18 protein-coding genes and 1 pseudogene are annotated in these 24,672 nt (G+C 38.3%); 3 read left to right on the top strand and 16 right to left on the bottom strand.

The annotated features are described in order from the left end of the window. Window positions 1-15 precede the first annotated feature (15 nt). Window positions 16-528 carry a DUF4179 domain-containing protein gene (locus V7108_RS03030; protein WP_335567394.1) on the bottom strand — a complete coding sequence of 171 codons (513 nt, stop codon included), beginning with the start codon at window positions 526-528 and terminating at the stop codon, window positions 16-18. 215 nt (window positions 529-743) lie between these two features. Continuing rightward, window positions 744-1,259, bottom strand: coding sequence for an RNA polymerase sigma factor (locus V7108_RS03025; protein ID WP_335512317.1), 516 nt, complete (start codon window positions 1,257-1,259; stop codon window positions 744-746). Window positions 1,260-1,431: 172 nt separating this feature from the next. Here V7108_RS03025 and V7108_RS03020 point away from each other — a divergent pair, with 172 nt between their 5' ends. Next, window positions 1,432-1,707 carry a CC/Se motif family (seleno)protein gene (locus tag V7108_RS03020; RefSeq protein ID WP_335512318.1) on the top strand — a complete coding sequence of 92 codons (276 nt, stop codon included), beginning with the start codon at window positions 1,432-1,434 and terminating at the stop codon, window positions 1,705-1,707. A gap of 57 nt (window positions 1,708-1,764) precedes the next feature. Here V7108_RS03020 and V7108_RS03015 read toward each other — a convergent pair whose 3' ends face one another. From V7108_RS03015 to V7108_RS02975, 9 genes are all read right to left on the bottom strand, one after another. Next, a complete protein-coding gene (locus tag V7108_RS03015) occupies window positions 1,765-3,570 on the bottom strand; it encodes a carbon starvation CstA family protein (protein ID WP_335512319.1) in 1,806 nt (601 codons plus the stop codon). Window positions 3,571-3,720: 150 nt separating this feature from the next. After that, window positions 3,721-4,452 (bottom strand): LytR/AlgR family response regulator transcription factor, encoded by a 732-nt coding sequence (locus tag V7108_RS03010; protein ID WP_335512320.1) that lies wholly within the window; start codon window positions 4,450-4,452, stop codon window positions 3,721-3,723. Next, a complete protein-coding gene (locus V7108_RS03005; RefSeq protein ID WP_335512321.1) occupies window positions 4,427-6,211 on the bottom strand; it encodes a sensor histidine kinase in 1,785 nt (594 codons plus the stop codon). The genes V7108_RS03010 and V7108_RS03005 overlap by 26 nt, the downstream gene beginning before the upstream one ends. 289 nt (window positions 6,212-6,500) lie before the next feature. After that, complete coding sequence (ptsP, locus tag V7108_RS03000; protein ID WP_335512322.1) at window positions 6,501-8,234, bottom strand: phosphoenolpyruvate--protein phosphotransferase; 1,734 nt, start codon at window positions 8,232-8,234, stop codon at window positions 6,501-6,503. After that, window positions 8,231-8,497 carry a phosphocarrier protein HPr gene (locus tag V7108_RS02995; RefSeq protein WP_335512323.1) on the bottom strand — a complete coding sequence of 89 codons (267 nt, stop codon included), beginning with the start codon at window positions 8,495-8,497 and terminating at the stop codon, window positions 8,231-8,233. The genes ptsP and V7108_RS02995 overlap by 4 nt, the downstream gene beginning before the upstream one ends. Window positions 8,498-8,851: 354 nt before the next feature. After that, window positions 8,852-10,915, bottom strand: a complete 2,064-nt coding sequence (locus V7108_RS02990) for a BglG family transcription antiterminator (protein WP_335512324.1) — start codon at window positions 10,913-10,915, stop codon at window positions 8,852-8,854. 229 nt (window positions 10,916-11,144) lie between these two features. Continuing rightward, window positions 11,145-12,938 carry an ABC transporter substrate-binding protein gene (locus V7108_RS02985; protein ID WP_335512325.1) on the bottom strand — a complete coding sequence of 598 codons (1,794 nt, stop codon included), beginning with the start codon at window positions 12,936-12,938 and terminating at the stop codon, window positions 11,145-11,147. Window positions 12,939-12,993: 55 nt separating this feature from the next. Continuing rightward, a complete protein-coding gene (locus V7108_RS02980) occupies window positions 12,994-14,487 on the bottom strand; it encodes an ABC transporter permease (protein ID WP_335512326.1) in 1,494 nt (497 codons plus the stop codon). Window positions 14,488-14,499: 12 nt separating this feature from the next. After that, window positions 14,500-15,930, bottom strand: coding sequence for an ABC transporter permease (locus tag V7108_RS02975; RefSeq protein ID WP_335512327.1), 1,431 nt, complete (start codon window positions 15,928-15,930; stop codon window positions 14,500-14,502). 155 nt (window positions 15,931-16,085) lie between these two features. On the opposite strand from V7108_RS02975, the gene V7108_RS02970 reads away from it, so the two are divergent. Next, a complete protein-coding gene (locus V7108_RS02970) occupies window positions 16,086-17,807 on the top strand; it encodes an ABC transporter ATP-binding protein (protein WP_335519897.1) in 1,722 nt (573 codons plus the stop codon). Window positions 17,808-18,225: 418 nt separating this feature from the next. On the opposite strand, the gene V7108_RS02965 is transcribed toward V7108_RS02970, so the two are convergent. The 3 genes from V7108_RS02965 to V7108_RS02955 all read right to left on the bottom strand — a co-directional run bounded on the left by V7108_RS02965 (window position 18,226) and on the right by V7108_RS02955 (window position 21,308). Next, window positions 18,226-19,194: a tRNA dihydrouridine synthase gene (locus V7108_RS02965; protein WP_335513804.1), complete on the bottom strand. Its 969-nt coding sequence runs from the start codon at window positions 19,192-19,194 to the stop codon at window positions 18,226-18,228. 169 nt (window positions 19,195-19,363) lie between these two features. Further along, window positions 19,364-20,350, bottom strand: coding sequence for a diaminopimelate dehydrogenase (locus V7108_RS02960; RefSeq protein WP_335513806.1), 987 nt, complete (start codon window positions 20,348-20,350; stop codon window positions 19,364-19,366). 331 nt (window positions 20,351-20,681) lie between these two features. Beyond that, window positions 20,682-21,308 carry an acetate uptake transporter gene (locus V7108_RS02955; RefSeq protein WP_335513808.1) on the bottom strand — a complete coding sequence of 209 codons (627 nt, stop codon included), beginning with the start codon at window positions 21,306-21,308 and terminating at the stop codon, window positions 20,682-20,684. A 431-nt stretch (window positions 21,309-21,739) separates the two neighbouring features. Here V7108_RS02955 and V7108_RS02950 point away from each other — a divergent pair, with 431 nt between their 5' ends. Then, window positions 21,740-23,293: an ABC-F family ATP-binding cassette domain-containing protein gene (locus V7108_RS02950; RefSeq protein ID WP_335513810.1), complete on the top strand. Its 1,554-nt coding sequence runs from the start codon at window positions 21,740-21,742 to the stop codon at window positions 23,291-23,293. A gap of 318 nt (window positions 23,294-23,611) precedes the next feature. Here V7108_RS02950 and V7108_RS02945 read toward each other — a convergent pair. Then, window positions 23,612-23,722 (bottom strand): annotated as a pseudogene (locus V7108_RS02945) (ROK family protein); the annotation flags it as partial. Window positions 23,723-23,935: 213 nt separating this feature from the next. Beyond that, window positions 23,936-24,655 carry a MurR/RpiR family transcriptional regulator gene (locus V7108_RS02940; RefSeq protein ID WP_335513812.1) on the bottom strand — a complete coding sequence of 240 codons (720 nt, stop codon included), beginning with the start codon at window positions 24,653-24,655 and terminating at the stop codon, window positions 23,936-23,938. Window positions 24,656-24,672: the final 17 nt, after the last annotated feature.

Raw genomic sequence — 24,672 nt, 5'->3', positions numbered from 1 at the left:
AGCTATAAAACCATTCTAGTCAGAGGAATCACGAATCAATTTCAGAAGCTTTGTGATTTTTAATTTGATTGTCCCTTCATCCGATGTGAGTGGAAGCAGACTAATCTTTCCGTGATACACGTTCTTTTCCGCCTTATTAATGTCAGATTCAAGGTCAGGAGGATAGTAGCGTAAAAAACCTTCAGGTTTCATGATTTCATCTTGATTCTCCACAAAAGCCCCTTCAAAATTTTGCATCATATTTTGATTGTCTTCTTCTGTATCTTCTATCTCATAAAAAACAAGTGTCTGAACAACATCTGCAATCGCACCCTTAATCTTGATTTTCACCCCATCGCTTTCAGCTTCTAGATTCAGCCTTTCACCTAAATCCTGTTGAAGAAAGGCACGCAATTCCTGATCTTTTTCTGTCCATAAATAGTAAAGGTTGGAAAACGCCCCGGTAAAAAAATCAATTCCTATTAATAAGGTAAATACACCTGTAAAAACAAGCCCTTTTCTTATACGTTTCTTGTTCTTATGTTGTATGTGCTTTTCCTTTTCTTCCAGTCTATCTTTGATGTTTCCATGAAGCCTAATGGTACATGCAAATCCTCCATCATATCAGTAAGATTTAACATGGCTAACATCACATCTTGAAAGGTTGCCAAATCCTCCTGTCAGTCTTGACAATGATAAATATGTTTCTCTAAATCAATCTTTTTCGGCCGATCTAGGGTTCTTTCTAAGTAATCGATATAATCCTAATGATACTCCTTACAACCATTAAAGGTTGCCCCGTACCCCATTCCTTTTCTAAGTGAATGGATTCCGGAAAACAAAAGCTCTTTCAACTTTTCCACTGAAACTTTGAGAAGCTGAGCCGCTTCCCCCTTTGAGATTCCTTTTATATAGGTAAGGACCACCGCTTCTTTCTCGTATCCACTCAAATAATCAAGTGCTTTAAATAAATCCGGACGGTGTTCACTTTCCACTCTAGCTAGTAAACTCCTATCTTCAGAAAGTTCCCGGCAGATATGTATGAAAATAGATGTAACCCACGTATCGAATGATGTCTCTCTTTTAAATCGAGACAACTCTTTGTGGACTTTTAGAATGGCCTGGTAAAAAAGCTCTTCCATTTCCTGCTGATTACTGAGATAGGCCAAGCCAAGTGCATAGAACGATTGTTTATGCTGATCAAACCAATCGACGATGGATTCCATGCCTTTTTCTCTTATCGTAGAGATTGGAATGGGATCATTTTTTGCTGGAATCATGAATTCGCTCCTCTCCTGCCACTTCTTGTATAAACCACCCACCATTTTCCTTTATTTTTATTACATTTGAAATGGAAAGAATTTTCGTTGAATTCCAACTGTAGTTATTTTAAATGGTCTTAAACAAACGAAGATATTATACTTAAGAAAAGAACCAAGGGAGCGATGATGAATGAATGTTGAATTGGATATTGAATCAATACAGTGGATAAAGTCAAAGGGCAATCAATTGACCGTAAAAACGCTCGAGGTAAAGGCTTGCTGTGCTCCAGGTGTCCAGGAGTTAGTTGCAGTACCAGGAAAACCCAAAACATTAAGCCAATATAATGAGGTTATAGTCGACAATATATCAATCTATGTACAAAAAAGTATTAGAGGCAAGGAAAAACTTATACTTAAATTATCAGGTTTCAGTTTCTTAAAATCTATTTCCGCAAAGCTTCAATGAGGATTCTCCTATAAAAAAAACAGCACCCATTCATCAAGTAGAATGGGTGCTTGTTATTTATGCTACTTCTCTTTTCGATTGTTCTACTAATACATGTTGCGGAATCTTCCAAAGATTACTCCATTTGTTTATTGAAGTAACCAAAATGATTAAACCAAGGATGAGCATTGTAATGGATAGAATACCGTTCAATACACTGAATCCAGGATTATCTGCATTTAAATAGACGTTCTTAACCATCCAGTAACCTGCAACATTTACGGTTACAAATAGGTAAGCTAGAGGGATTAGACATGTCAACATGTACCAGCGCTTGTCAGCAATCTTGAGGATTACTGTTGCTCCGACGATGAGTCCGATAGATGCCATTAATTGGTTCGATACACCAAATAGCGCCCAGACAGAACTGATGTCCCCTGAGAAAAGAAGATATCCCCAGACGAAGCAGGCTAATGCACTGGCAAATATATTTGCACCGATTGAATCTGTTCGTTTTAAAGGTTTAATAAAGTCTCCAAAGAAATCTTGAATAAGATAACGAGCAACCCTCGTTCCTGAATCAATCGCAGTTAAGATAAAGACCGCCTCAAATAGAATGACAAATTGATAGAAATAAGAGGCTAACTTCGCGAAAAATGGAACTGCTGTGAAGATGTACGTCATCCCTACGGCAAGGGTAACGGCTCCCCCCGTTCTTCCTTCAAGGTCCATTCCCACTTTTTCCTCGAGTTCGTTAAGTTCAACTGTTTCCATTCCAAGTGTTGCGAATTTCTCTGGTGTTGAATTGATTGCAAAATAATCTCCTGGCTGCAGCGAGATGGCAGCAATTAAAGCCATAATTGCAACTAAACATTCTACAAGCATTGCTCCAAAAGCAACACCTTTAATGTCGCCCCAGCGGCTGATCATCTTAGGTGTCGTACCAGACCCAACGAATGCGTGGAATCCTGAAATTGCTCCACAGGCAATTGTAATCGAGATAAATGGCCAAACTGGACCAGCAATAACAGGACCACCGCCATTAATAAATTCTGTAAATGCAGGAAATTGAACTTCTGGGTTTACAATGAATACCCCAATGATTAAAGCTGCGAAAACCCCGATCTTCATAAATGTACTTAAATAATCACGTGGTGCAAGCAATAACCAGACTGGTAATGCTGCTGCGAAAAATGCATAGATTGGTAAAATAAGTGCAAGCGTGCTTTTTTCAAGTGTTAACAAATCACCTAACCATGTACCTTGAATATTCGGTCCCCAAAGGATTGCTGCCATGATTAGAATGAAACCGACAGTTGTAGCTAGTTTTAAATTGCCTGTCTTTTTATGATACAATCCAACACCCATTGCAATCGGAATGGTGATCCCTACTGCAAACGTTCCCCATGGATTTCTTTCAAGTGCGCCCAATACAACCATTGAAAGACCTGCCATTGTAATAGTGATAATGAATAACATCGCTAAGCCTGTACAAAATCCTGCGACAGGACCGAGTTCTTCCTTTGCAACTTCTGATAAAGATTTTCCTTCTCTTCGCATTGATGCAAAAAGAACAACCATATCGTGGACAGCTCCACCAATGACTGCACCAATTAACAGCCAAAGCAATCCTGGTAAATAACCAAATTGTGCTGCCAAGATTGGACCAACCAACGGGCCGGCTGCAGCAATCGCAGCAAAATGGTGACCAAATACCACCCATTTATTTGTAGGTACATAATCTTGTCCATCTTCTAATTTCTGAGCAGGTGTCGGCTTTGACTCATTAAGCTTCAAAACCTTCGCTGCCATAAATGTACCATATAAACGATAAACGATTAAGAGGATACATATTGATCCAACTACAATTGTAATCGCATTCATTATTTACTCCCCCTCCATTTCTTCTAATCTACTATTATTATCTTACAAAATGAAAACGCTATTATCCCACTTTCAAGATAACTTGCATAAATGGAGAGGTGAATTGCAAAAAACGACAGATGAAATACAATAATGGACATATGAAATAATTTAAAACCCTAAATTTTGCTTTAATTCTTTTATATAGGTCCGGCTGACTGGAACTTTTGAGCCGTTCTCCATGATTAAATTATAGGTAGAGTTAAACCAAGGCTCTATTTCTACGATATGATCGATGTTTACAATGAAACTGCGGTGGACACGAAAAAATTTAGGTAACTTCTTCTCTAATACAACGAGCGCCTCACTAACTTTATACTTTTGGTACATTGTTTCAATCGTACACTTACCATCGCTGGATTCTAAATATACAATGTCAGCATTGGTTAATAAAATAATTCTATCATCGACAGGGACAGCAATTTTTTCATTTTGGTTGTTTTTCACAGGGGAATAAATCGGGAGATCCTGATCCCCAATTTTTTTCATCCTTTTGATTTTTTCCAATGTTTTTCCGATTCGTTCTTCATCGAAGGGTTTTAATATATAATCCACCGCATTTAATTCAAAGGCCTGATACGCAAACTCATCGTAAGCTGTCGCAAAAACAATCGCTGGAGCCGGGTTAAGGTTTTCTAATTGCTTTGCTAACTCCAATCCGCTATCTTCATCCAGTTCAATATCTAAAAAGACAAGATCTGGTTTTAGTTCAAAAATATCTGCTGTGGCTTCCTCGATACAATCACTTTCACCTATGACCCCCACCTGCTTGCTGCGAATCAGTAAGTATTTTAATTCATCTCTTGCTAATGGTTCATCATCCACTATGTAAGCTTTCAGCATTTTGATCAAAAACTCCTTTATAGTCGAGCGGAATGGAAATCGTTACTGTTGTTCCATGGTCCACTTGACTTTTTATCGTTAAACAGGCTTTGCCATTATAAATTCCTTTAAGACGTTCATTTATATTAAAAATAGCTGTGCCATTTCCTTTTTTAGAATTTACAATTTGCTTACCAAGCACTTCTATCCTCTCATCAGGAATGCCTTTTCCATTATCTGCAACAATAATTTGCAATTGATTATTTTCGGAGAAAATTCGAATGGTAATTATCCCTTCAGATTTACTTCGGGGAAAGCCATAATGAATCGCATTTTCTACTATTGGCTGCAGGGTAAACGGCGGAATCATTATCTTTTCGAGACCTGGTTCAATTTGAAAATCGATGAAGTACTTATTTGGAAAACGGGTCTGTTCCAATGATAGATAAGCCCTGACATTCGTCAATTCCTTCTCCAGCGGGAGGAGCATCTGCCTGGCACCTTGGAGATTTCCGCGAAAAAATGAACTGAGCTCCAACAGTAATTTACGAGCTTTATCCGCATCTGTACGGCAAAGTGCTGAGATGGTATTGATACTATTAAATAAAAAGTGCGGATGGATTTGTGCCTGTAAGGCTTTAATTTCCGCATCTTTCAATAGCTTCGTCTGTCTTTCTGCTTCTGCAAGCTCCAACTGTGTAGAAAATAGGTTTGCAAGTCCCTCCGCTAGCTCCTGCTGCACCCTATCTAATTTTTCAGGCTTAGTATAGTACATTTTTAATGTACCGACGATTTTATTTTTAACCTTTAGCGGCAGCACAATAGCCGCTTCTAAAGGACAATTATTATGAATACAGAGAATTTCTTTCTTCGATCTTGCAACTGAAATCCTGCCGTATTCTAGCACTTTTTTTGTCAAACCAGTCTCCGGTTTTAACTTAGGAATATGGTGATCTGAAGCAGCGCCGACATGAGATAGAACTTGATGGTCATCTGTAATTGAAACCGCATCAGCAGCGGTTAATTTCAGCATAATTTCCGCTATTTCCCTGCACGAATGGAAATTTAAGCCTTGTCGAAAATATGGCAGAGTTTGATCGGCAATAAAAAAAGCCTGGTTGGTTTGATTTGCACGGGTAACCTCTTTATCACGTTTAATTGCGCTTATAATGAACATAAACAGCAATGTACCCAATCCATTGCCGAATATCATCGGGAAGCTAATGAACTGTACAAGACTCCATGCTTGTTCAAACGGTTTAGCAAATACAAGGATGAGTAACATCTGTACTGATTCCATTATCATGCCTATCATTACAGCAAATCTAGCAGTAATTTTTTTCCCCGATTGCATTCTTTTTTTTCCAAAGTGACCTGCGATAATTCCAGCTAAGATAGTAGAAATTCCGCATGCAAATGCGGTGAAGCCGCCAAGCGTGTAACGATGGACTCCAGCAACCAATCCCGCACCAACACCAACGATCGGGCCTCCAAGCACTCCTCCAATGACCACTCCCATTACTCTTGTATTTGCCAGCGCGCTCTCTTGTTCTAATTCCGAAAGCCACTCTGCTCTATCAATGGAATTATGATGAACTTCAATCCCTGTATAATTACTAATGATCCCAAAGGCACCAAAAAGTAAAATAAGCAGGATTCTCTCATTTGTCTTGTGCTCAGTTTGAATAATATGACGAAATGGCTTCATTTGCGATAGCAAAAAAGCAACAATGACAATGATTCCGACCTTTTCAAGCATTATTGCTGCTAAATTTAACATTTCCATCCATCCTTTATTTTCTACACATTTATTAGGTTACAGGCAGAACATCGTCCATCCACCTTTTTATTAGATCTCTTTGAGCTAGAAATGACAATCGGTTTTATTTTAACATAATTTTAGAAATACTCTATCAACCTATTATTATTATCGAGTAGAAGGCGATCCGCAAAATTTTATTTCTATTAAACGTTTGATAACGCTTTTAAGGAAAATAAAAAAACCTAAGTCCATATCTATAAAGGACTTAGGTGGTATCTACCCCATTAAAAATCATTTTTATAGCACTCTATTTAATCGTTTCCTTTACCGCTTCGATTACTTCATCCGTTGTTTTCATTTGTAGGGCTTTTTCTGCAAGGTTCTTCATTTCTGCTTTGGAAAGACGCAGGATTTGGGAACGTGCCTTTAAGATAGATGATGCACTCATAGAGAACTCATCAAGCCCCAACCCTAAGAGAAGTGGAATCGCTGTTTCGTCTCCTGCCATTTCACCGCACATACCTGCCCATTTACCTTCAGCATGCGCCGCATCAATCACCATTTTCACCAATCTTAAAATAGATGGACTGTATGGCTGATATAAATAAGAAACACGCTCGTTCATACGGTCTGCAGCCATTGTATATTGGATTAAATCATTTGTACCAATGCTGAAGAAATCCACTTCTTTCGCAAACTGATCCGCTAAAACAGCAGTAGAAGGAATTTCCACCATGATCCCCAGCTCGATCTTTTCTGCAACCTGTTGACCTTCAGATAAAAGCTTTTGTTTTTCATCTTCAAGTAGTGCTTTTGCTGAACGGAACTCATCCAGTGTAGCAATCATCGGAAACATAATTTTTAAATTTCCATAAATACTTGCCCGCAGCAAGGCTCGAAGCTGGACTCGGAACATATCCTGCATTTCTAAGCATAATCGAATCGCCCTAAATCCAAGGAACGGATTCATTTCTTTCGGCAGTTCTAAATACGGAAGCTCTTTATCTCCGCCGATATCAAGTGTGCGAATCACGACAGGCTTTCCTTCCATACCCTCTAATACCGTTTTAAAAGCAGCAAATTGCTCCTCTTCTGTTGGAAGCTGGGTGCGCCCCATATATAAAAATTCAGTTCGATATAAGCCGACGCCTTCGCCTCCATTTTCGAGCACTCCCTTGAGATCCTCCGGATTACCAATATTGGCAGCGAGTTCTACATGCTCGCCATCTTTTGTTATAGTCGGCTCATTAACCAGCTTAGCCCACTCGGCCTTTTGCGCCTCGTATGCGGCCTTTTTCATGTTGTATTCCTTGATAACCTCTTCCGTTGGATTGACAATTACCACTCCACTAAGACCATCAAGGATAATAATATCGCCATTATTAATGTCTGCCATGACTGTTTTTGTTCCAACAACTGCTGGAATTTCCATGGATCGAGCCATAATCGCTGAATGAGAAGTGCGGCCGCCAATATCTGTTGTAAAGCCTTTAACAAACTGACGATTTAATTGAGCAGTATCAGAAGGTGTTAAATCCTCTGCAATAATAATAACCTCTTCAGAAATCAAGCTTGGGTTAGGGATGGTCACCCCTAAAAGATGAGATAATATTCGCTTGGCCACATCGCGAATGTCGGCAGCTCGTTCTCTCATATATTCGTTATCTAATGCTTCAAACATTGATACGAACATATCCACTACCTCTTGTAATGCAAACTCTGCATTGAGGCTCTGTGTTTGTATTTTATCTTTAATTTGACTAATGAGTTCAGGATCATTTAGGACCAGCAAATGTGCTTCGAATATTTCAGCCTTATCCTCGCCAATTGTCTGGGAGGCATGCTCTTTAATTTTCTCAAGCTCTTCCTTAGAAGACTCAAGCGCCTGTTCAAGGCGTTTCACTTCTTGATCAAAATTTGCGATCACCTTTTTTTCTACCTTTAACTCTGGATTTTCTAAGCGGAAAGCCTTTGCGATGGCAATCCCGCTGGATGCAGCAATCCCTGAAATTTCTTTTGTTAACACTTCATTCGTACTCATTCTGCAAGACCTGAAGTTTTTAGAGTATTTTCTAATACACTTAGGGCATTTTCTTCATCTGAGCCCTCAGCAGATATTTTGATTACTGCACCTTTTGGAATCCCTAATGACATAACACCCATAATAGATTTTAAGTTTACTGATTTGTTGTTGTATTCTAACAGAATCTCAGCCTCAAATTTGCTTGCTGCTGATACTAGAAGTGTTGCTGGACGTGCATGAATACCTGTTTCATCTATAATTGTGAATGTTTTAGTTACCATAATTATTCTATCTCCTTTAGTTTTAATTTATAAGCTCTGTTTTAACAGAATGTTGATTTCACAGGTTTGAAAAATAGGCGGATAAATTCCGGCTATTTTGGGAAATACCCATATTTCCTTAAAAATAAGGGGAGTTTTTCCGCTTATATGATTCAAATCTTTGGATTTTGTCTTATTTAGAGCAGTTAAGCGGAATATCTCCGCTTATAACTGCTTCTTAAGCTTCATCTATACACATTAGCCGGAAATTCTCCGCCTATCACTTCTCATACCTGCACGAAAATAAACATTTAGTAATAACAGAGCCAAATTATGAAATATTTTTACTATAGCCTGCTTCCCAGGAACGACACTTCAGTCAATTTTGAGGGTTTGGCTAAAGAATGTATTAATTTCTTCAATCGACTCTAATTCTTTTAAAATTCCAAGGCTGTTTTCTTCATTGAGCAGTTCTGTCAAATGCGAAAGCGCCTTTAGATGGGTTGTATTATCCGTCGCTGCAATACAAAACAGCAATCGAACCGGAAAATCCTTGTTGTTTAAGAAGTAAACCGGTTGTTTAAGCTTTAAAAAGCTTATTCCTATCCGATTAACACCCTTTTCCGGACGGGCATGCGGGATTGCGACTTCCGGACCAATGACGACATATGGACCTAATGTCTCAATATTTTCAATCATCGCCTCTATATATGATGCTTCTATACTTCCGTTTATCAAAAGGGGATTTGCTGCTTGTTTTACAGCTTCTTTCCAATCAGAAGCTTCCTCCATTACCTGAATGGTTTCTGCTTGTAATAAATCTTCTAATAACGGTTGTTTTTCCTTATAAGCATTTTCTTTTTTATAAAATGTTAACTTGCCTATTTCCTTTTTTAATCCCTCTTCATCGTAAATAGCAGCAAACTTTCCAATGATTTGAATCAGTTCTTTCACAGAAACATCGTGATAGTGAGTACCAAACAGCAGTTGATATACTTCGTTGACTAAATTATGCTTTTCGTTTGGAGTCATAATTGGCTTTACGTAAAAACAAGGAAGTTTTGTCTCCAGCCTTACGGTCGAAAATATTAAATCATAATCGTCAAATGTACCCTCTTTAAATTCTCGTAATGATAATGTTTTTTCAACCAAAATCTCTGAGAAAAGTGATTCCAGCTGGTGTTTCACCATTAAGGAAGAACTTATGCCGCTTGGACAAACGACGATTGCTTTCTTCTTTTCCGGCATCTCCTGCTTTGGTCTTTCTAACAATGCCCCAAAGTGGATCGTAACAAAACCTATTTCCTCCTCCGGAATGGTGATATTCAACAATGTTCCAATCGGCTGCAGGATTTCCTTCACAATCATGTATAGATCTTTATGTTCACTCTTAATTTGATCTAAAAGTGGATTTTCGACAGGAATCCGATACTTCATACGAAAATAGGCCGGTTTAAAATGCTGGTACAATGTATGAACAGCTTCATCTCTTTTTTCAAAAACAATGCAGGCCTTTGTCTCAAAATCAAAGACTAGCTGCTGGCAAAGTTTAATTAATAAATCCTGTTTACTGTTTGCAGCAGAACTTTTTTCAAAAGATAAACCAAGAAATTGTATCGTTAAGTAACATAACTCCGATTCCTCATTCTCTAGTTGGAGAAGCTGACTTAACATAATTGCTGCCTTATGCATCGGATCTTTTTTAAATAGAGCCATTTCATCTGAGTGAAATTGGACGAACTTTTTTTTCTGCTGCCTGTAATAATAAAAAACTAAAAAATTGGCTAATTGATTTAAACGTTCTTCAACAAAATTAAGGGAAAACTGCTTTTCAATTTGTTTAAGAATGGTTAAGGTTCCTCGATAATCAATTTTTCCAGCTTCTTCTTTTAAAAGATACTCCAACAGTTTTTCAAAGTAAGGGACCTGAATCAGACGGGATATGTAATGCATAATAAGAGCTCTTTTATCGAACTCGGTTCCAGTCAGATGGTAGCCATACTTTCGTGAATACTTAATTTCCACCAAGAAAGGGCGATTCATCTTATTTGCCTTTTTTATATCAGAAATAACGGTGTTTTTACTTACTTGTAAAAGCTGGGTTAGATGAAAGGACGAAATGGTATCATTCCGCATAAACAAGTATAGGCAGATGACTGCAAAGCGTTCTTCTTCGGAAAAAACAAAATCGCGTTCATGGCGATTGAACTCCTCATTGCCGAAATACTCCACAACAGCGTCAGGTATTACTATAGAATGGCTCCCTTTAAATTGGATGGCGGGGAGTTCTCTCTCCTTTAACCATTGATTTACTTTATCCAAGTCATAGGATATTTGACGTTTGGTTAAATGAGTGACCTCCATAATCTGATTCATGCTGGTACTCTTCACTTTTAAAAGATACTCCAATAAAAGCGAGGGACGTTTATCAATCATCATTGGCTTGTCCTCCTGTTACTATCATAATATCAACCGCTTTCATTTTGTTCACCAATTGGGAACAAATGATGTACGGATAAACTTACAAAATTGCGCTGAACTTTAAATAAGACAAGTCCTTATAATATAGGTAATTATAAAATTATATCAACTGTGTCTTAAAACAGAAATAAGGTGCCTGCCTCCCAGCCAAAGTAATCCAGGAGATAGGCACCTTATCTATTTCAAATTATTTATTGCTCAAATATTCATTTAAGAATTCTTTCGCTTTTTCACTGTCTGCAACTACTTCTAAACCAGTGTTAACTAAAGGACTTACAGTTGAAACAGCCTTCATTTTGTTTCCTTGGTAGAAGCTAATAAATTCTTCTTGGTTAACAGAGTAAAGAATGGATTTACGTAATGCCGCGCTGTCAGAAACTTCGCGTCCATTCATGTTGAATGAAAGGTATGAAACCCCATTACTCTTGTTTTGTTGAAGCTTTAACTTTTCATCCCCGTTTACAAGATCATATTTGGTTTCAGGCACACCATTAAAGATATGAATTTCGCCGTTACGTAATGCAGATAAAGCACTGTCTGCATCTTGGATAAATTTCACAACAACTTCAGAAACTTTTGCTTCATTTTCAGTACCCGGCATGTAAGCAGGATTTTTCACAAAATGAGCTTCATAATCATTTTTGTAAGTTAAGATATATGGACCGCTTGCATAAAGGTGGTTGTTGTAGCTTGCACCTTCTGTAATGGTTCTTTGGTCACCATATGGAATATCTTTGTTAACATCAAAGCTTGCTACATCATAGGTATTGATGCTTTCCACTTGTTTTTGTGAAACAATACCAGCAGATTGGTGAGCTAGATAGTTCAATACTTGCGGGAATGGGTTCACAGTTGTTATTTTTACAACCTGGTACGCACCAGAATCATTATTTGCTTTTGTTTTATCTGTAACTAATTGATTAATTTCTCCATCGATACCTTTTTCTAATGCTTCACGGATGGTTTTACCATCTGCTGTTTTTCCATCAAGCTCACTTAAATCATTAACGATGGAGATGGATTCCATGTTTTCATGAAGACTGTAAGTACGATGATCCGGAACAGATTTTTGATCCTTCGCACGGTTTAGAGAAAAGACAACATCTTCTGCACCAACACGTTCACCAGTATCAACTGCTTTTTTGTCGCTAACAGCGGCAAAATGAATATCATCGCGTAGTAAGAAGTAGTAGTCTTTGCTTCCTTCAGCGATAACGTGATTTAAAGAAAGTGATCCATCAGATACTACCTTGTCATCGTCAGTTAGGTTTACTAAACGAACATACATGTTTGTGTTTAACGTGTTGATTGAACCATCATTCCCTTTTATCGGGTCTAAAGATGTTAAAGAACTAATGGACTGATGAACAATCAACGGCTGGGCAGCACGTTTGGATTGATCCACGAAATCGAATTTTTCCCAAACTTGCGCTCTTGATTTTGGAAGACGGACAGTGGATTCGTCCACTACTTGGTTGTTAACCGCTTGCGCTTTATACGAAGTGAAAAGCGGTACGATGTATGCATTGTCTAAAACCACGTGCTGTTCTAATTCTTTGTATGTTTTCTGGTATTCTTTAGGTAATTGTGTAGCAGCCTTTTCTACTAATTCATCAACCTTTTTATCAGCAAATAAGCTATTGTCACCATCAGAAGTAAATAACGAACGAACGGCATAATCAGGGTTACCTGTTACGGTTGTCCAGCTATTCACTGCTAAATCGTAGTTACCAGCATCTTTTTGAGCTGTAAAGCTGCCGTAATCGGGTTGGATATTTAGTTTGACCTCAAATCCATTTTTAGTTAGTTGGTCCCGCAAAATGTTCATACTATCTTCGGTTGTAGACATTCCTAAAATTTCAATCGTTGGCGCTTTACCTTTTGGAGCAGATTTAGCGTCTTCTTTTACATCTGATTCAGTTTTAACACAGCCTGAAACAAACAAAATCAATGCTGCTAGTAGAAACCATAATTTCTTCATTTACATTCAACCTCCGTTTTATATTTTTTTAAGTGATCTATTGAAAGAAACAAATCTATGAATCTAACTTCGGATCCAATGCATCCCGTAAGCCATCCCCCAGAAAGTTAAAGGAAAGTACCAAAAGAATAATGGCTATACCAGGGAAAATGGCCAAATATGGATTGGTTTCAAGGTACATACTGCCGATTTTTAATATGTTTCCCCATTCCGGAATATGCGGTTCCACACCCAAGCCTAAGAAACTTAAGGAGCTTGTAGCAATAATGGCACCGCCGATGGTTAGCGAAGCTTTAACAATCATCGGGGCCAAAGCATTCGGTACAATCTGTTTAAAAATAATTTTCCATTCGTTTTCTCCTAATGCTTTGGCTGCCTCAACAAATTCTAAATTGGAAACCATCAAGACATTCGCCCGCATGGTCCTCGCATAGGTAGGGATGGAGCCAACGCTTAACGCAATGATTAAGTTAAACGTACTTGAACCAAAAGCAGCAATGATTGCAATCGCCAGCAAAATGCCTGGCACGGCATACAACACATCAAGTAGACGCATGATGATGTTATCAATCGATTTTTGATAGTACCCCGAAATGGCTCCTAAAAACCCGCCAATTACAAGTGGGATAATGGTCGTCAATAAGCCAACAATCAAGGATATCCGTGCACCAAAAATGATTCGAGAAAAGACATCTCTGCCGAAATTATCGGTACCAAAGGGATGAGCCAAGCTTGGATCTAATAGTAATGCATTATAGTCGTTTTCTGTAGCAAAGGAACTCACAAAGGTTCCGTAGCTTGATATCGAAAGAGCAAACATTAAAAATACGAATAAAAATCCGAGCATAGCCGTAAAATTTTTCGTCATACTCATCCAAAATTTATTCCACTTATCAATAGTGGAAGCATCACTTCTTATTGATTTCATCACCAAGCTATACCCTATGATCAAACCAAAGAAGTTCCCGGTTAAACCAATCAGAAATAAAACAACTCCCAGCCATTTCAATAATGGCTTCTCGCCCCGTTCTACATCTGTTTTCGCAAGGATGATTATTGAAATTAATTCAATGACCATCGACAAGATTAGAAGTACCATTGCGGGCATGAATAGATTTGACACATATGGCTTAAATAAATTAAACACCGAAAGGAAAAACACTAGAAATTGCGTCAAAAACATATAGCAGACAAGGGCATACTCAATCGAATTCTTCTTTATTAACATTCGAAAGGCAAATGCTGAGGTAAAAACATTACCGGCAAATAAACTTAGCAGTTGAACTGCACTCAAAAGTCTTGTGCGCTTCTGAATTGCCCCAAAGGTTAATAAATCTTTTTTTAGAAGGATGGCAATGGACCCTTGTAAGATGGATGTAAGGAAGTAAGCAGCCGTTACAATCCCCCAGCCTGTACTCCAGGTCCCTTGTGCAAAATCATAAGCATTAAAGAAAAAGATCAACGTTAATGCGAATGAAAGACACACGGAAAAATTTGCATGCTTATATTCTTGTGATTGTTTTAGGGCAAACTCCTGTTGCGTTGTCATTTCATTCACCTCTTAAGAACTTTTCATCTGAGAACGAATTCTCGGATTCAATAATGCGTAGATAATATCAACCACAAGGTTTACAAGAGAAATGGTTATCGCGATATAGACAACGCCGCCTAAAATCGATGGAATGTCTGGAACAAATTGTTTATCAACAATATAGCTTCCAAGACCGCTTATATTAAAGACCTTCTCCGTAACAGCTGCCCCGCCGAGCATGCCGCCAAACTGTAAGCCAATTACAGTAATAATCGGGATCATTGCATTCCTTAAGGCATGCTGAATTAGAATTTTTCTAGGTTTAAGCCCCTTCGCCTTCGCTGTCACGATGTAATCTTCATTAATTACTTCCAGAATGGATGAACGTGTCATCCGGGCAATGGATGCTGTCAATCCTGTTCCTAGAACAATAACCGGCATAATGATGGATAGCCAATCATCCGGTGAATAGGTTGCCGGTAACAAATGCCATTTTATCGAGAAGTTCAGAATGAAAACTAATCCCTGCCAGAAATTCGGAATGGACAAACCGATTAAAGCGATAAACATAAAACTGTAGTCCCAGAAGCTATTCCGTTTCGCAGCGGAGATAATTCCAATTGGAATCGCTAACACGATGGCCATTAATAAGGAAAATACAGCGATTATTAATGTAATCGGAAATTTATTTGCGATGCTTGCCGCAATGTTTTCATTCCCTGTGTAGGAAAATCCTAAATCAAAAGTAACAATTCCTTTTATCGCGTCCACAAGCTGCACCAAATACGGTTGATCTAATCCGTATTGACGATTAAATTCTTCTCGCTGTTCCAACGTAGCGGCCTCACCTAATATGTTGGCTGCCGGGTCCGATGGTGAAAAATATAAAATAGTAAAGACGAAGATTGCTACCGATATGATGACGAATACCGTCAACACCAGCCGTTCGAAAATATATCGAAGAATTTGTCTGGAATAAATCCATAAGAACAAATACATCAGGATACCAGGTATAAAACTAACCCTGACAAAGGTTAATTTGTTTAAACATTCTCCAAAAAATTGCAGATAGTTGACTTCTTTGATATTTCTCTCTGACAAACTAGCTTTAGCCATTTCTTCAGCTTGTTCATCTGCTAGTTTTCTTGCTTCATTGCGCATCTCTTGTTCATCTATCGGTCTATTAAAATAATGCATTTTACTCTTATATTGATCTTCATAACGCCTTATCCAATGACCGTATGTAGGAGACTGCCGAACATCTTCCTTCTCTTTTTGGAGTAAATGCTTATAGGATGAATTTTTATATTTAAATTGATAAAAGAGCCAAGTTAACAAATGAACAGGAAGTCCAAGTATAATAAATAAATACTTTAATAAAGGCTGTGTAATAATTCCACGATAATGTTTTCCAAAACGAAATCCTGTTTGTTCATTTGTTACATCCTTTTCCGAAAGCAAATACTCACCCCCTTAGGAAATTTTTATTGTTGATAATTCCGAGCAGTTTAGTGTATATTAAAACCTGTAACAGTAATAAAGTATAGTTATAAAATAACTAGATGTCAACTCAAAAAATATCGATATACTAATACTAGAAATAGAGGCTATTTAATATGGAAAAATTATTAACAGTCAACAATTTGCATATCTCTTTCCTTTCTAATAATGAAGTGTTTGAGGCTGTCAGGGGAGTTACGTTTGATGTCCGAAAAGGGGAAACACTCGGTATCGTGGGAGAATCCGGTTCTGGGAAAAGTGTCACTGCAAGGTCAATTATGCAGCTTCTTCCTTCTCCTCCGGCATTAATGACAGAAGGCTCAATTGATTTTGACGGCAAACCGGTCTCTACATTTACTGATAGTGAAATGGAAAAGATCCGCGGAAAAGAAATTAGCATGATTTTTCAAGATCCAATGTCGTCATTAAACCCTACAATTAAAGTGGGGAAGCAAATCGATGAAGTCTTAATCAAACATCAAGGGCTTTCCGCAAAAGGTGCTAGACAAGAGTCTATTGAAATGCTAAAGCTAGTCGGCATAAAAAATCCGGAAGAACGCTACGATCAATACCCGCATGAGTTTTCCGGAGGTATGAGGCAGCGGGCAATGATTGCCATGGCTCTCGCTTGCCGGCCAAAGCTATTGATCGCCGATGAGCCGACCACCGCCCTCGATGTAACGATTCAGGCGCAGATTTTACGTTTAATGAAAAAAATGCAAAAGTCATTCGGTACATCCATCATCTTAATTACCCATGATTTAGGGGTCGTTGCCGGGATGTGTGACCGGGTTGTTGTCATGAAAAAAGGCGAAATCGTCGAAAGTAATACAACGGAGCAGATTTTCTCCTCCCCGAAGCATCCTTATACAAAAAAACTTTTGAACGCCCTGCCTCGGTTAGATGCAAAGAAACATCCAAAGGGAGCTATTGATCTGCCGGAAGATATCAATCCAGACACTCCGTTAATTGAGGTACGGAAATTAAAGCAAGTTTATCCACTTGGTGGTGGAAGAACGTTAAAAGCGGTAGACAGTATTAGTTTTTCTATACAGCCTGGTGAAACGCTGGGGCTTGTTGGTGAATCCGGCTCTGGTAAGTCTACAACCGGAAGACTGTTATTGCGTTTGCAAGACGCAACTGAAGGAGAAATCCTCTATAAGGGTATGGCAATCAATCGATTAAACAAGAAAGAAATGAAGCAGCTGCGCAAGGAAATTCAAATTATTTTCCAAGATCCTTACGCTTCACTCAATCCGCGTATGAAGGTACTGGATATTATCGGACATTCCTTGGATATTCATAAATTGGTCAAAAACAAAGCAGAACGGAAGGCTCGTGTTCAAGAGTTATTAGAACTTGTCGGTTTAGAAAGAGCACATGCAGATCGATTCCCACATGAATTTTCAGGCGGTCAGCGGCAGCGGATTGGAATTGCTCGGGCGCTTGCTGTTAATCCGAAGTTCATTGTATGTGATGAACCTTTATCTGCATTGGACGTATCCTTGCAGGCTCAAATCGTGGATTTATTAAAAGACTTGCAGAAAAAGTTAGGACTAACCTACTTATTTATCGCCCATGATCTTTCGATGGTCAAACACATCAGCGACCGGGTGGCGGTTATGAATGCCGGAAAGATCATTGAACTTGCCGAAAGTGAAGAACTTTACAGCAATCCGCTCCATCCTTACACGAAATCACTGCTAGCTGCTGTGCCAGTTCCGGACCCTGCAGTTGAAACGAATAAACTAAAGCAGGAAATGCCGGAATTGCCCCGTTTTGAATTCAGTCAAAATGCTTTGCAAGAAGTGAAACCTGGGCATTTTGTATTGGCGTAAATTTTTGGGCCTGTTCCTCTTGTACATGTAAATAGTACAAGAGGAACAGGCCCTTCCATTTAATACAACGATTAAACAAGATATCTCTCCAATAACAGCAATAACGGTCAACTATGTGCCTTAATCAAGCAGTCCTGGAGAATGTTTTTTACTATTGGGGAGTTTAAAATAGAACATAAACAATGTTAGCGCTTACTAGTAAACTAGCTTTATCCCATCCAATTCGCAAATGCTGAGAGTCTTTTATTCACGAAGGAGAGACTTTCCCGTATGGATGGAAAAGGTCCCAAGTAAAGATCACTTGGGACTTTTTGCAGTTCGAATCGTGCCTCCTGAAATGTCAGCTTGAACATGTCTTTAATATAACTAATTTAGGAACCGAGTCTGAATCTAAAATGATTATTTTACTGACAAAGGTTTACTTTTGGGTTTTTGACACAAAATGATCAAGCGCCGCACGCACTTCATTTGTTGACTTTGTGTTCATTAATTGATTTCTTAATTCACTTGCCCCAGGGAAACCTTTAACATATATTTTGAAGAAGCGATGCAGTCCTGTGATGGAACGCGGCACTTCTTCTGAGTATTTATCTTGAAGATCAAGCTGCAGTCTTAGAAGATCAAGGTATTCCTTCGTGCTATGCTCTCTTGGCTCTTTTTCAAAGGCAAACGGATTTTTAAAAATACCCCGCCCGATCATAACGCCATCAATACCATATTGTTCAGCAAGCTGCATCCCAGTTTGACGGTCTGGAATATCTCCATTGATTGTCAATAGCGTATCTGGTGCCACCTCGTCACGAAGCTTTTTAATCTCAGGGATCAGCTCCCAATGAGCATCTACTTTGCTCATTTCCTCCCTTGTACGCAGATGAATGGACAGATTCACAATGTCTTGTTTCAATATATGTGTCAGCCAGTCGTGCCATTCGTCTACTTTTGTGAAACCAAGCCTTGTCTTTACACTTACGGGCAATCCTCCTGCCTTTGCAGCTTGTATTAACTCTGCTGCAACTTCCGGACGACGGATAAGACCGCATCCCTTCCCATTTTGTGTCACATTCGGAACAGGACAGCCCATATTGATATCGATACCCCGAAAGCCTAGCTCCGCCATACCAATACTCATTTGCCGAAAATATTCAGGCTTATCTCCCCATATATGAGCTACAATTGGTTGTTCATCTTCTGTAAAAGTCAAACGACCACGCACACTCTGCATTCCCTCTGGGTGACAATAACTATCCGAGTTTGTAAACTCTGTAAAAAACACATCCGGTCTGCCTGCTTTACTCACTACATGGCGAAAAACAACATCCGTCACATCTTCCATTGGTGCCAGTATAAAAAATGGCCGTGGTAAATCACGCCAAAAGTTATCTTTCATATTTAAATCCAAATCCTCTCAATATGGGATAACCAAGCCTACCCCTTATCCCAAAAATAAAAAGCAATGCTTCTGCTTCTTTTATACTTATACCATGTCATGCAAATAAAATCCAAAGTTCAAAAAATAAACAGAAACCATTTGAGGTTTCTGCTTATTTTAACACTATTTACAATAGGTCTCTTCTTAAATCTTCCGCGGATCTTGGAGACAGATAACCAGGTGCCACATCGAATACCGTTTTTGCACCAGCTTGTCCTTCTTTATTTAAACGATAAGCGGCTCTTGCATATGCCACTAGTACGCTAGCTGTAAATTCCGGATTACTGTCTAAGTTAAGCGAGAATTCGATAATTTGATTATTGTCGCTTCCTGATTTTCCACTTCGAATAACAAATCCACCATGCGGCAATTTTGAGTGGTTTTCTTTTAATTCTTCTGCTGTAATAAAGTTTACCTCTGTATCATAATCAGCAAAATAGTTAGGCATTGTTTTAATATCGTGTTCGATTTTTGCGCGGTCATATCCTTCTTCTGCTACCACATAACAAACACGTTTGTGTTTTTCACCTGTAGATAATTCAGGATTTACTCCACTTTTGACCTTCTCTATCGCTTCATCAATCGGTACTGTATACTGCACACCGCCTGCTACACCTTCTACCCTGCGAATAGCGTCTGAATGTCCTTGGCTCAATCCTTTTCCCCAGAAGGTGTAAGTTTCACCCTTCGGTAAAATTGCTTCTGCCATTAAACGATTCAGAGAGAATAAACCAGGATCCCAGCCAACAGAAATAATACTAGTCTTTCCACTTTCTTTAGCTGCTTGATCAACTACACTAAAATATTCAGGAATCTTTGCATGTGTATCATAACTATCAATTGTATTAAACATTCTAGCAAAATAAGGGCCTTGATCTGGAAGATCTGTTGCGGAACCTCCACATAAAATCATCACATCAATTTTGTCCTTATATTCCTCTGCACTTGAAATATGCAAAACCTCTACATTTGGTTCATTTATTGAAAGATTTTCAGGTGCTCTTCTTGTAAAAATGGCCACAAGCTCCATATCTGAACATTGCTTGATTGCCTCAATCGTTCCTCTGCCAAGGTTACCATAGCCTATAATTCCTACTTTAATTTGATTACTCATTGCGCACTTCCCCACTTCTATTATTTTCGTATTTTCATTATAGATCCACTACCTATTTACTTTAATCATACTATATACCTTTTCAATAATACTATCCCGTATCATCCATGACAAGACTCTGTAATTCACCCGAGCCTTTCAAGATAATTTTTTACTTTTTTCCAAATGAAATAGACAAAATGACAAGAGTTTGAAATTAAAAAGACCCCAAAATCGCAAAAGTTTTTTTACGAGATTAGGGTCGGTTTGCAAAAGTTTATTATGACTAAATGATTATCTTTTAATGTTAAATAAAAAGAAAACGTACAAAAGTAAATAATTAATAGAAAAACTAGCTGGCTTTTCTAAATTTAGGATCATCTACTAACTCTTGAATTTTACTTTCACCAATTGGTAGTATGATTTTGCCATATACTTCATTTAGCACTTGTGCCATAGCCGCATAGATTGCTGTAAAACCGCAAAGAATTCCTTCATAGCCAGCTATAGTTAAAATCAAACTTGATCCTGTGAAATTTCCAATCGCCAATAAGAAAAATAAAATCGTAAGTGTTCCAAAAACAACTTGAAGGGCCTTATTAATACGCAAAGTTCCAACAAACATGAATAACGTGAAAAGTCCCCACATTAATAAATAAGCGGCCATTGATAAAGAACTAGCTGCTTCACCGTATCCCATTAATGGAATCATATTTAACGCAACCAATGATAACCAGAAAAAGCCATAGGACGTAAATGCTGTTGTTCCAAATGTATTGTTTTTCTTGAATTCCATGATGCCCGCAATTACTTGTGCTAAGCCACCATAAAATATTCCCATTCCTAAAATCATTGCATCCAATGCAAAAAATCCTGCATTATGAATGTTCAACAAGATTGTTGTCATACCGAATCCCATTAAACCAAGTGGGGCAGGGTTAGCTGTTATCTCTTTAATGCTTGTTACTGTCTTCTCCATTATTGTCACTCCAAACTGATCTACTGCTATTAACACACCAGCATGTATTATAGGCACGGAGATGTATTATGTCAACTAAACTTTTCTACAATATATTCTAAGCTGTTTCTCCTCGCCCCTGCCTATGGAATGTACATCCTAAAATTCTCGTTTATAACCCAACCAATTATTTCATTTTTTGTACAGTTATTTCCACATAGGAATAACTCATATCTTGCCTCTAGGTTCGATTGTATAATAGACTTTTACCCAGTTAGTTGTATTACGCCCCAAGTTAATTAATTCAAGAATCTCATTTAATTAAGAAGCGGCAGATTTCAATTCAGCCCAAAAATCAAATTACATTTTTCACAAAAATAACTTCAAGATAGAAAAAGCAGCCAAAATCTAGTAAGATATCCACATGTGACATTAAATAAGGAGTTAAAAAAATGAGCGTATTAAATGTAAAAAATTTAAGCCACGGTTTCGGTGATCGTGCGATTTTTAATAATGTGTCTTTTCGACTTTTAAAAGGAGAGCACGTTGGACTAGTTGGGGCAAATGGTGAGGGTAAGTCTACTTTCATGAATATTGTTACTGGGAAGCTGCAACCCGACGAGGGGAAAGTTGAGTGGTCACGAAAAGTTCGTGTTGGTTATTTAGATCAGCACGCTGTACTTCAAAAAGGTACTACGATGCGTGAAGCTTTGAGTACTGCTTTTCAATATCTTTTTGATGCTGAATCAGAGATCAATGAACTTTACGCAAAAATGGGTGATGAAGGCGCTGATATCGATGCATTACTTGCAGAAGTTGGAGAGCTACAAGAAACGTTAGACAGTAATGATTTCTATCAAATTAATTCAAAAGTGGAAGAAGTTGCTCGTGGTCTAGGATTAGACGATGTTGGACTCGATCGAGATGTAGATGATCTTAGCGGCGGGCAGCGGACGAAGGTTTTGCTAGCAAAGCTTTTGCTAGAAAAGCCTGAAATCCTATTACTTGACGAGCCTACGAACTATTTGGATGAACAGCATATCGAATGGTTGAAGCGCTATTTACAGGAATATGAGAATGCATTTATCTTGATTTCACATGATATCCCATTCTTGAACAATGTTGTTAACTTGATCTATCACATGGAAAACCAAGAGTTGAATCGCTATGTTGGTGACTATGATAACTTCTTAAATATATATGAAATGAAGAAGCAACAGTTAGAGTCTGCTTACAAGCGTCAACAACAAGAAATTGCTGATTTGAAAGATTTCGTTGCTCGTAACAAGGCAAGTGTTGCAACTCGTAATATGGCGATGTCTCGTCAAAAGAAGCTCGACAAAATGGAAGTTATTGAATTGGGGAGAGAGAAGCCAAAACCAGAGTTTAATTTCAAAGAGGCCCGTGCAGCCAGCCGCTGGATTTTCACGACTGAAGATCTTGTTATTGGTTACAATGAACCACTATCCCGCCCTCTGAATTTAAAAATGGAACGCGGACAAAAAATTGCATTCGTGGGTGCAAACGGTATTGGTAAATCTACTCTCTTAAAAAGTATTCTTGGGTTGATTGATCCGCTGGAGGGTAAAGTGGAACGTGGTGAGTATCAACACATCGGTTACTTCGAGCAGGAAGTTAAACAGTCAAACTACAATACTTGTATTGAAGAGATTTGGAGCACTTTCCCAAGTATGAATCAGGCTGAAGTCCGTGCTGCTCTTGCAAAATGTGGATTAACGACGAAACATATTGAAAGTAAAGTCGAAGTCCTTTCAGGTGGCGAAAAGGCAAAGGTTCGCTTGTGTAAAATCTTAAACACAGAAACGAATTTACTAATTCTAGATGAACCTACCAATCACTTGGATGTAGATGCAAAGGAAGAACTAAAGCGTGCTTTAAAAGCATATCGCGGAAGTATCTTGATGGTATCCCACGAACCTGATTTCTATCGTGAAATTGCGACTGATATTTGGAATTGTGAGGATTGGACTACGAAAGTGTTTTAATATAAAGAGTAAGGGGTACCCGGTGATTAACATTCTACTTGGGTACCCCTTTTTATAAACCATTCAAAAATGACAAAGGAATGAAGAATGGGGAAATGAAAAATTTCCACGGGCTGGATCTTGCTAGGGGGTACGGTCTAAAAGGCATGTCCACGGAAGCAAAATTAACGGCACTAGCCGTAAATTTAAAGAGGATAGCGAGTAAGCTATCCTCTTAATTCCCCCTTTAACTTCACGCATTTACCATATTATTATAAAAAACAGCGGCTTTTCGAAAGAAATGGCTCAGTGGCGATTAAGCGTCTGAAAAAAAGGTGACTATTTCAGTGGCTTCGAACTGTCCCTTTGGCTTAGGAAATGATAAAGTGCCCCGTATAGGTTGGCATCGTTTTGAAATTTGCATGTTACCACTTTTGGATTAGCCCTATGCTACGGGTTACATCAAAACCATTAACTTATAGCGAATACTACTCTTAAACTTCAGCAAAACAGTCTCTTTAACAAACAACCTTACTGCATGAAAAATCCTCTTAACTCTCAACATAACTCACTTTCCCTCCGATGCCCCTTTGATGTGGCTGTTCCATTTTCAGCAATGGGTGACAGGCACCGATTTTCTGAAAACAGTACTACAACCTATTCTTAGAGTTTATTTACTTCCCGTGCGGTTTCTTCGAGTATATAAACTACGGGTATTTGGGTGGTGATGTTTGAGTTTTTGTACCATTCTTCGGTGACGTAATAAGATATGTTGATGTCCGAGATTTTTGCGATGGTACTGTGTTTGTTATTAGTGATACTAATAATTTTGCTGCCTTTTTCTTTAAGCTGATTTAAGTGGGCAATCGTAAAACTATTTTCCCCACTTACTGATAAAGCAATGGTTGTACTATTATGAAGATAATTTGCATGGATTGGAATATATGGATCCTTCACATACATAGAAAACTTTCCTAAACTTGAAAAATACCTTGCACCATATTCCGCTAATATTCCTGAACTTCCAGAACCAATAAAAATAAGGTTATCTGATTTTACGATCAGTGTCGCTGCTTCTTTTATTGCCTTATCAAGGTTACCCTTTAAGGTCCTTTCCACAAATTCCGAAAGGGTGTACTGGGTACTTTTAATATTCCTCTCTTCATTTTCTTCTAAATAAAGCTTTAATTTCACTTTAAATTCCGTAAATCCTTCACACTTTAATTTTCGGCAAAAGCGTAGAATGGTAGAGGTAGAGACATGAGTTACATCTGCTAAATCACGAATTCGCATGTAAATGACTTTCTCGCTATTTTTACATATGTAGTCGTATAAAGAAGTTTCTAGCTCATTAAATGTAGCAATGATTTCGCTTGAGAACATGGTTTAGGCCCTCCTAA

The sequence above is a fragment of the Neobacillus vireti genome, from assembly GCF_036962345.1.
GTDB classification, from domain to species: Bacteria; Bacillota; Bacilli; order Bacillales; family Cytobacillaceae; genus Neobacillus; species Neobacillus vireti_A.
The sequence above is the reverse complement of the archived record's forward strand: the minus strand, read 5'-3'. Positions and strand labels throughout refer to the sequence as shown.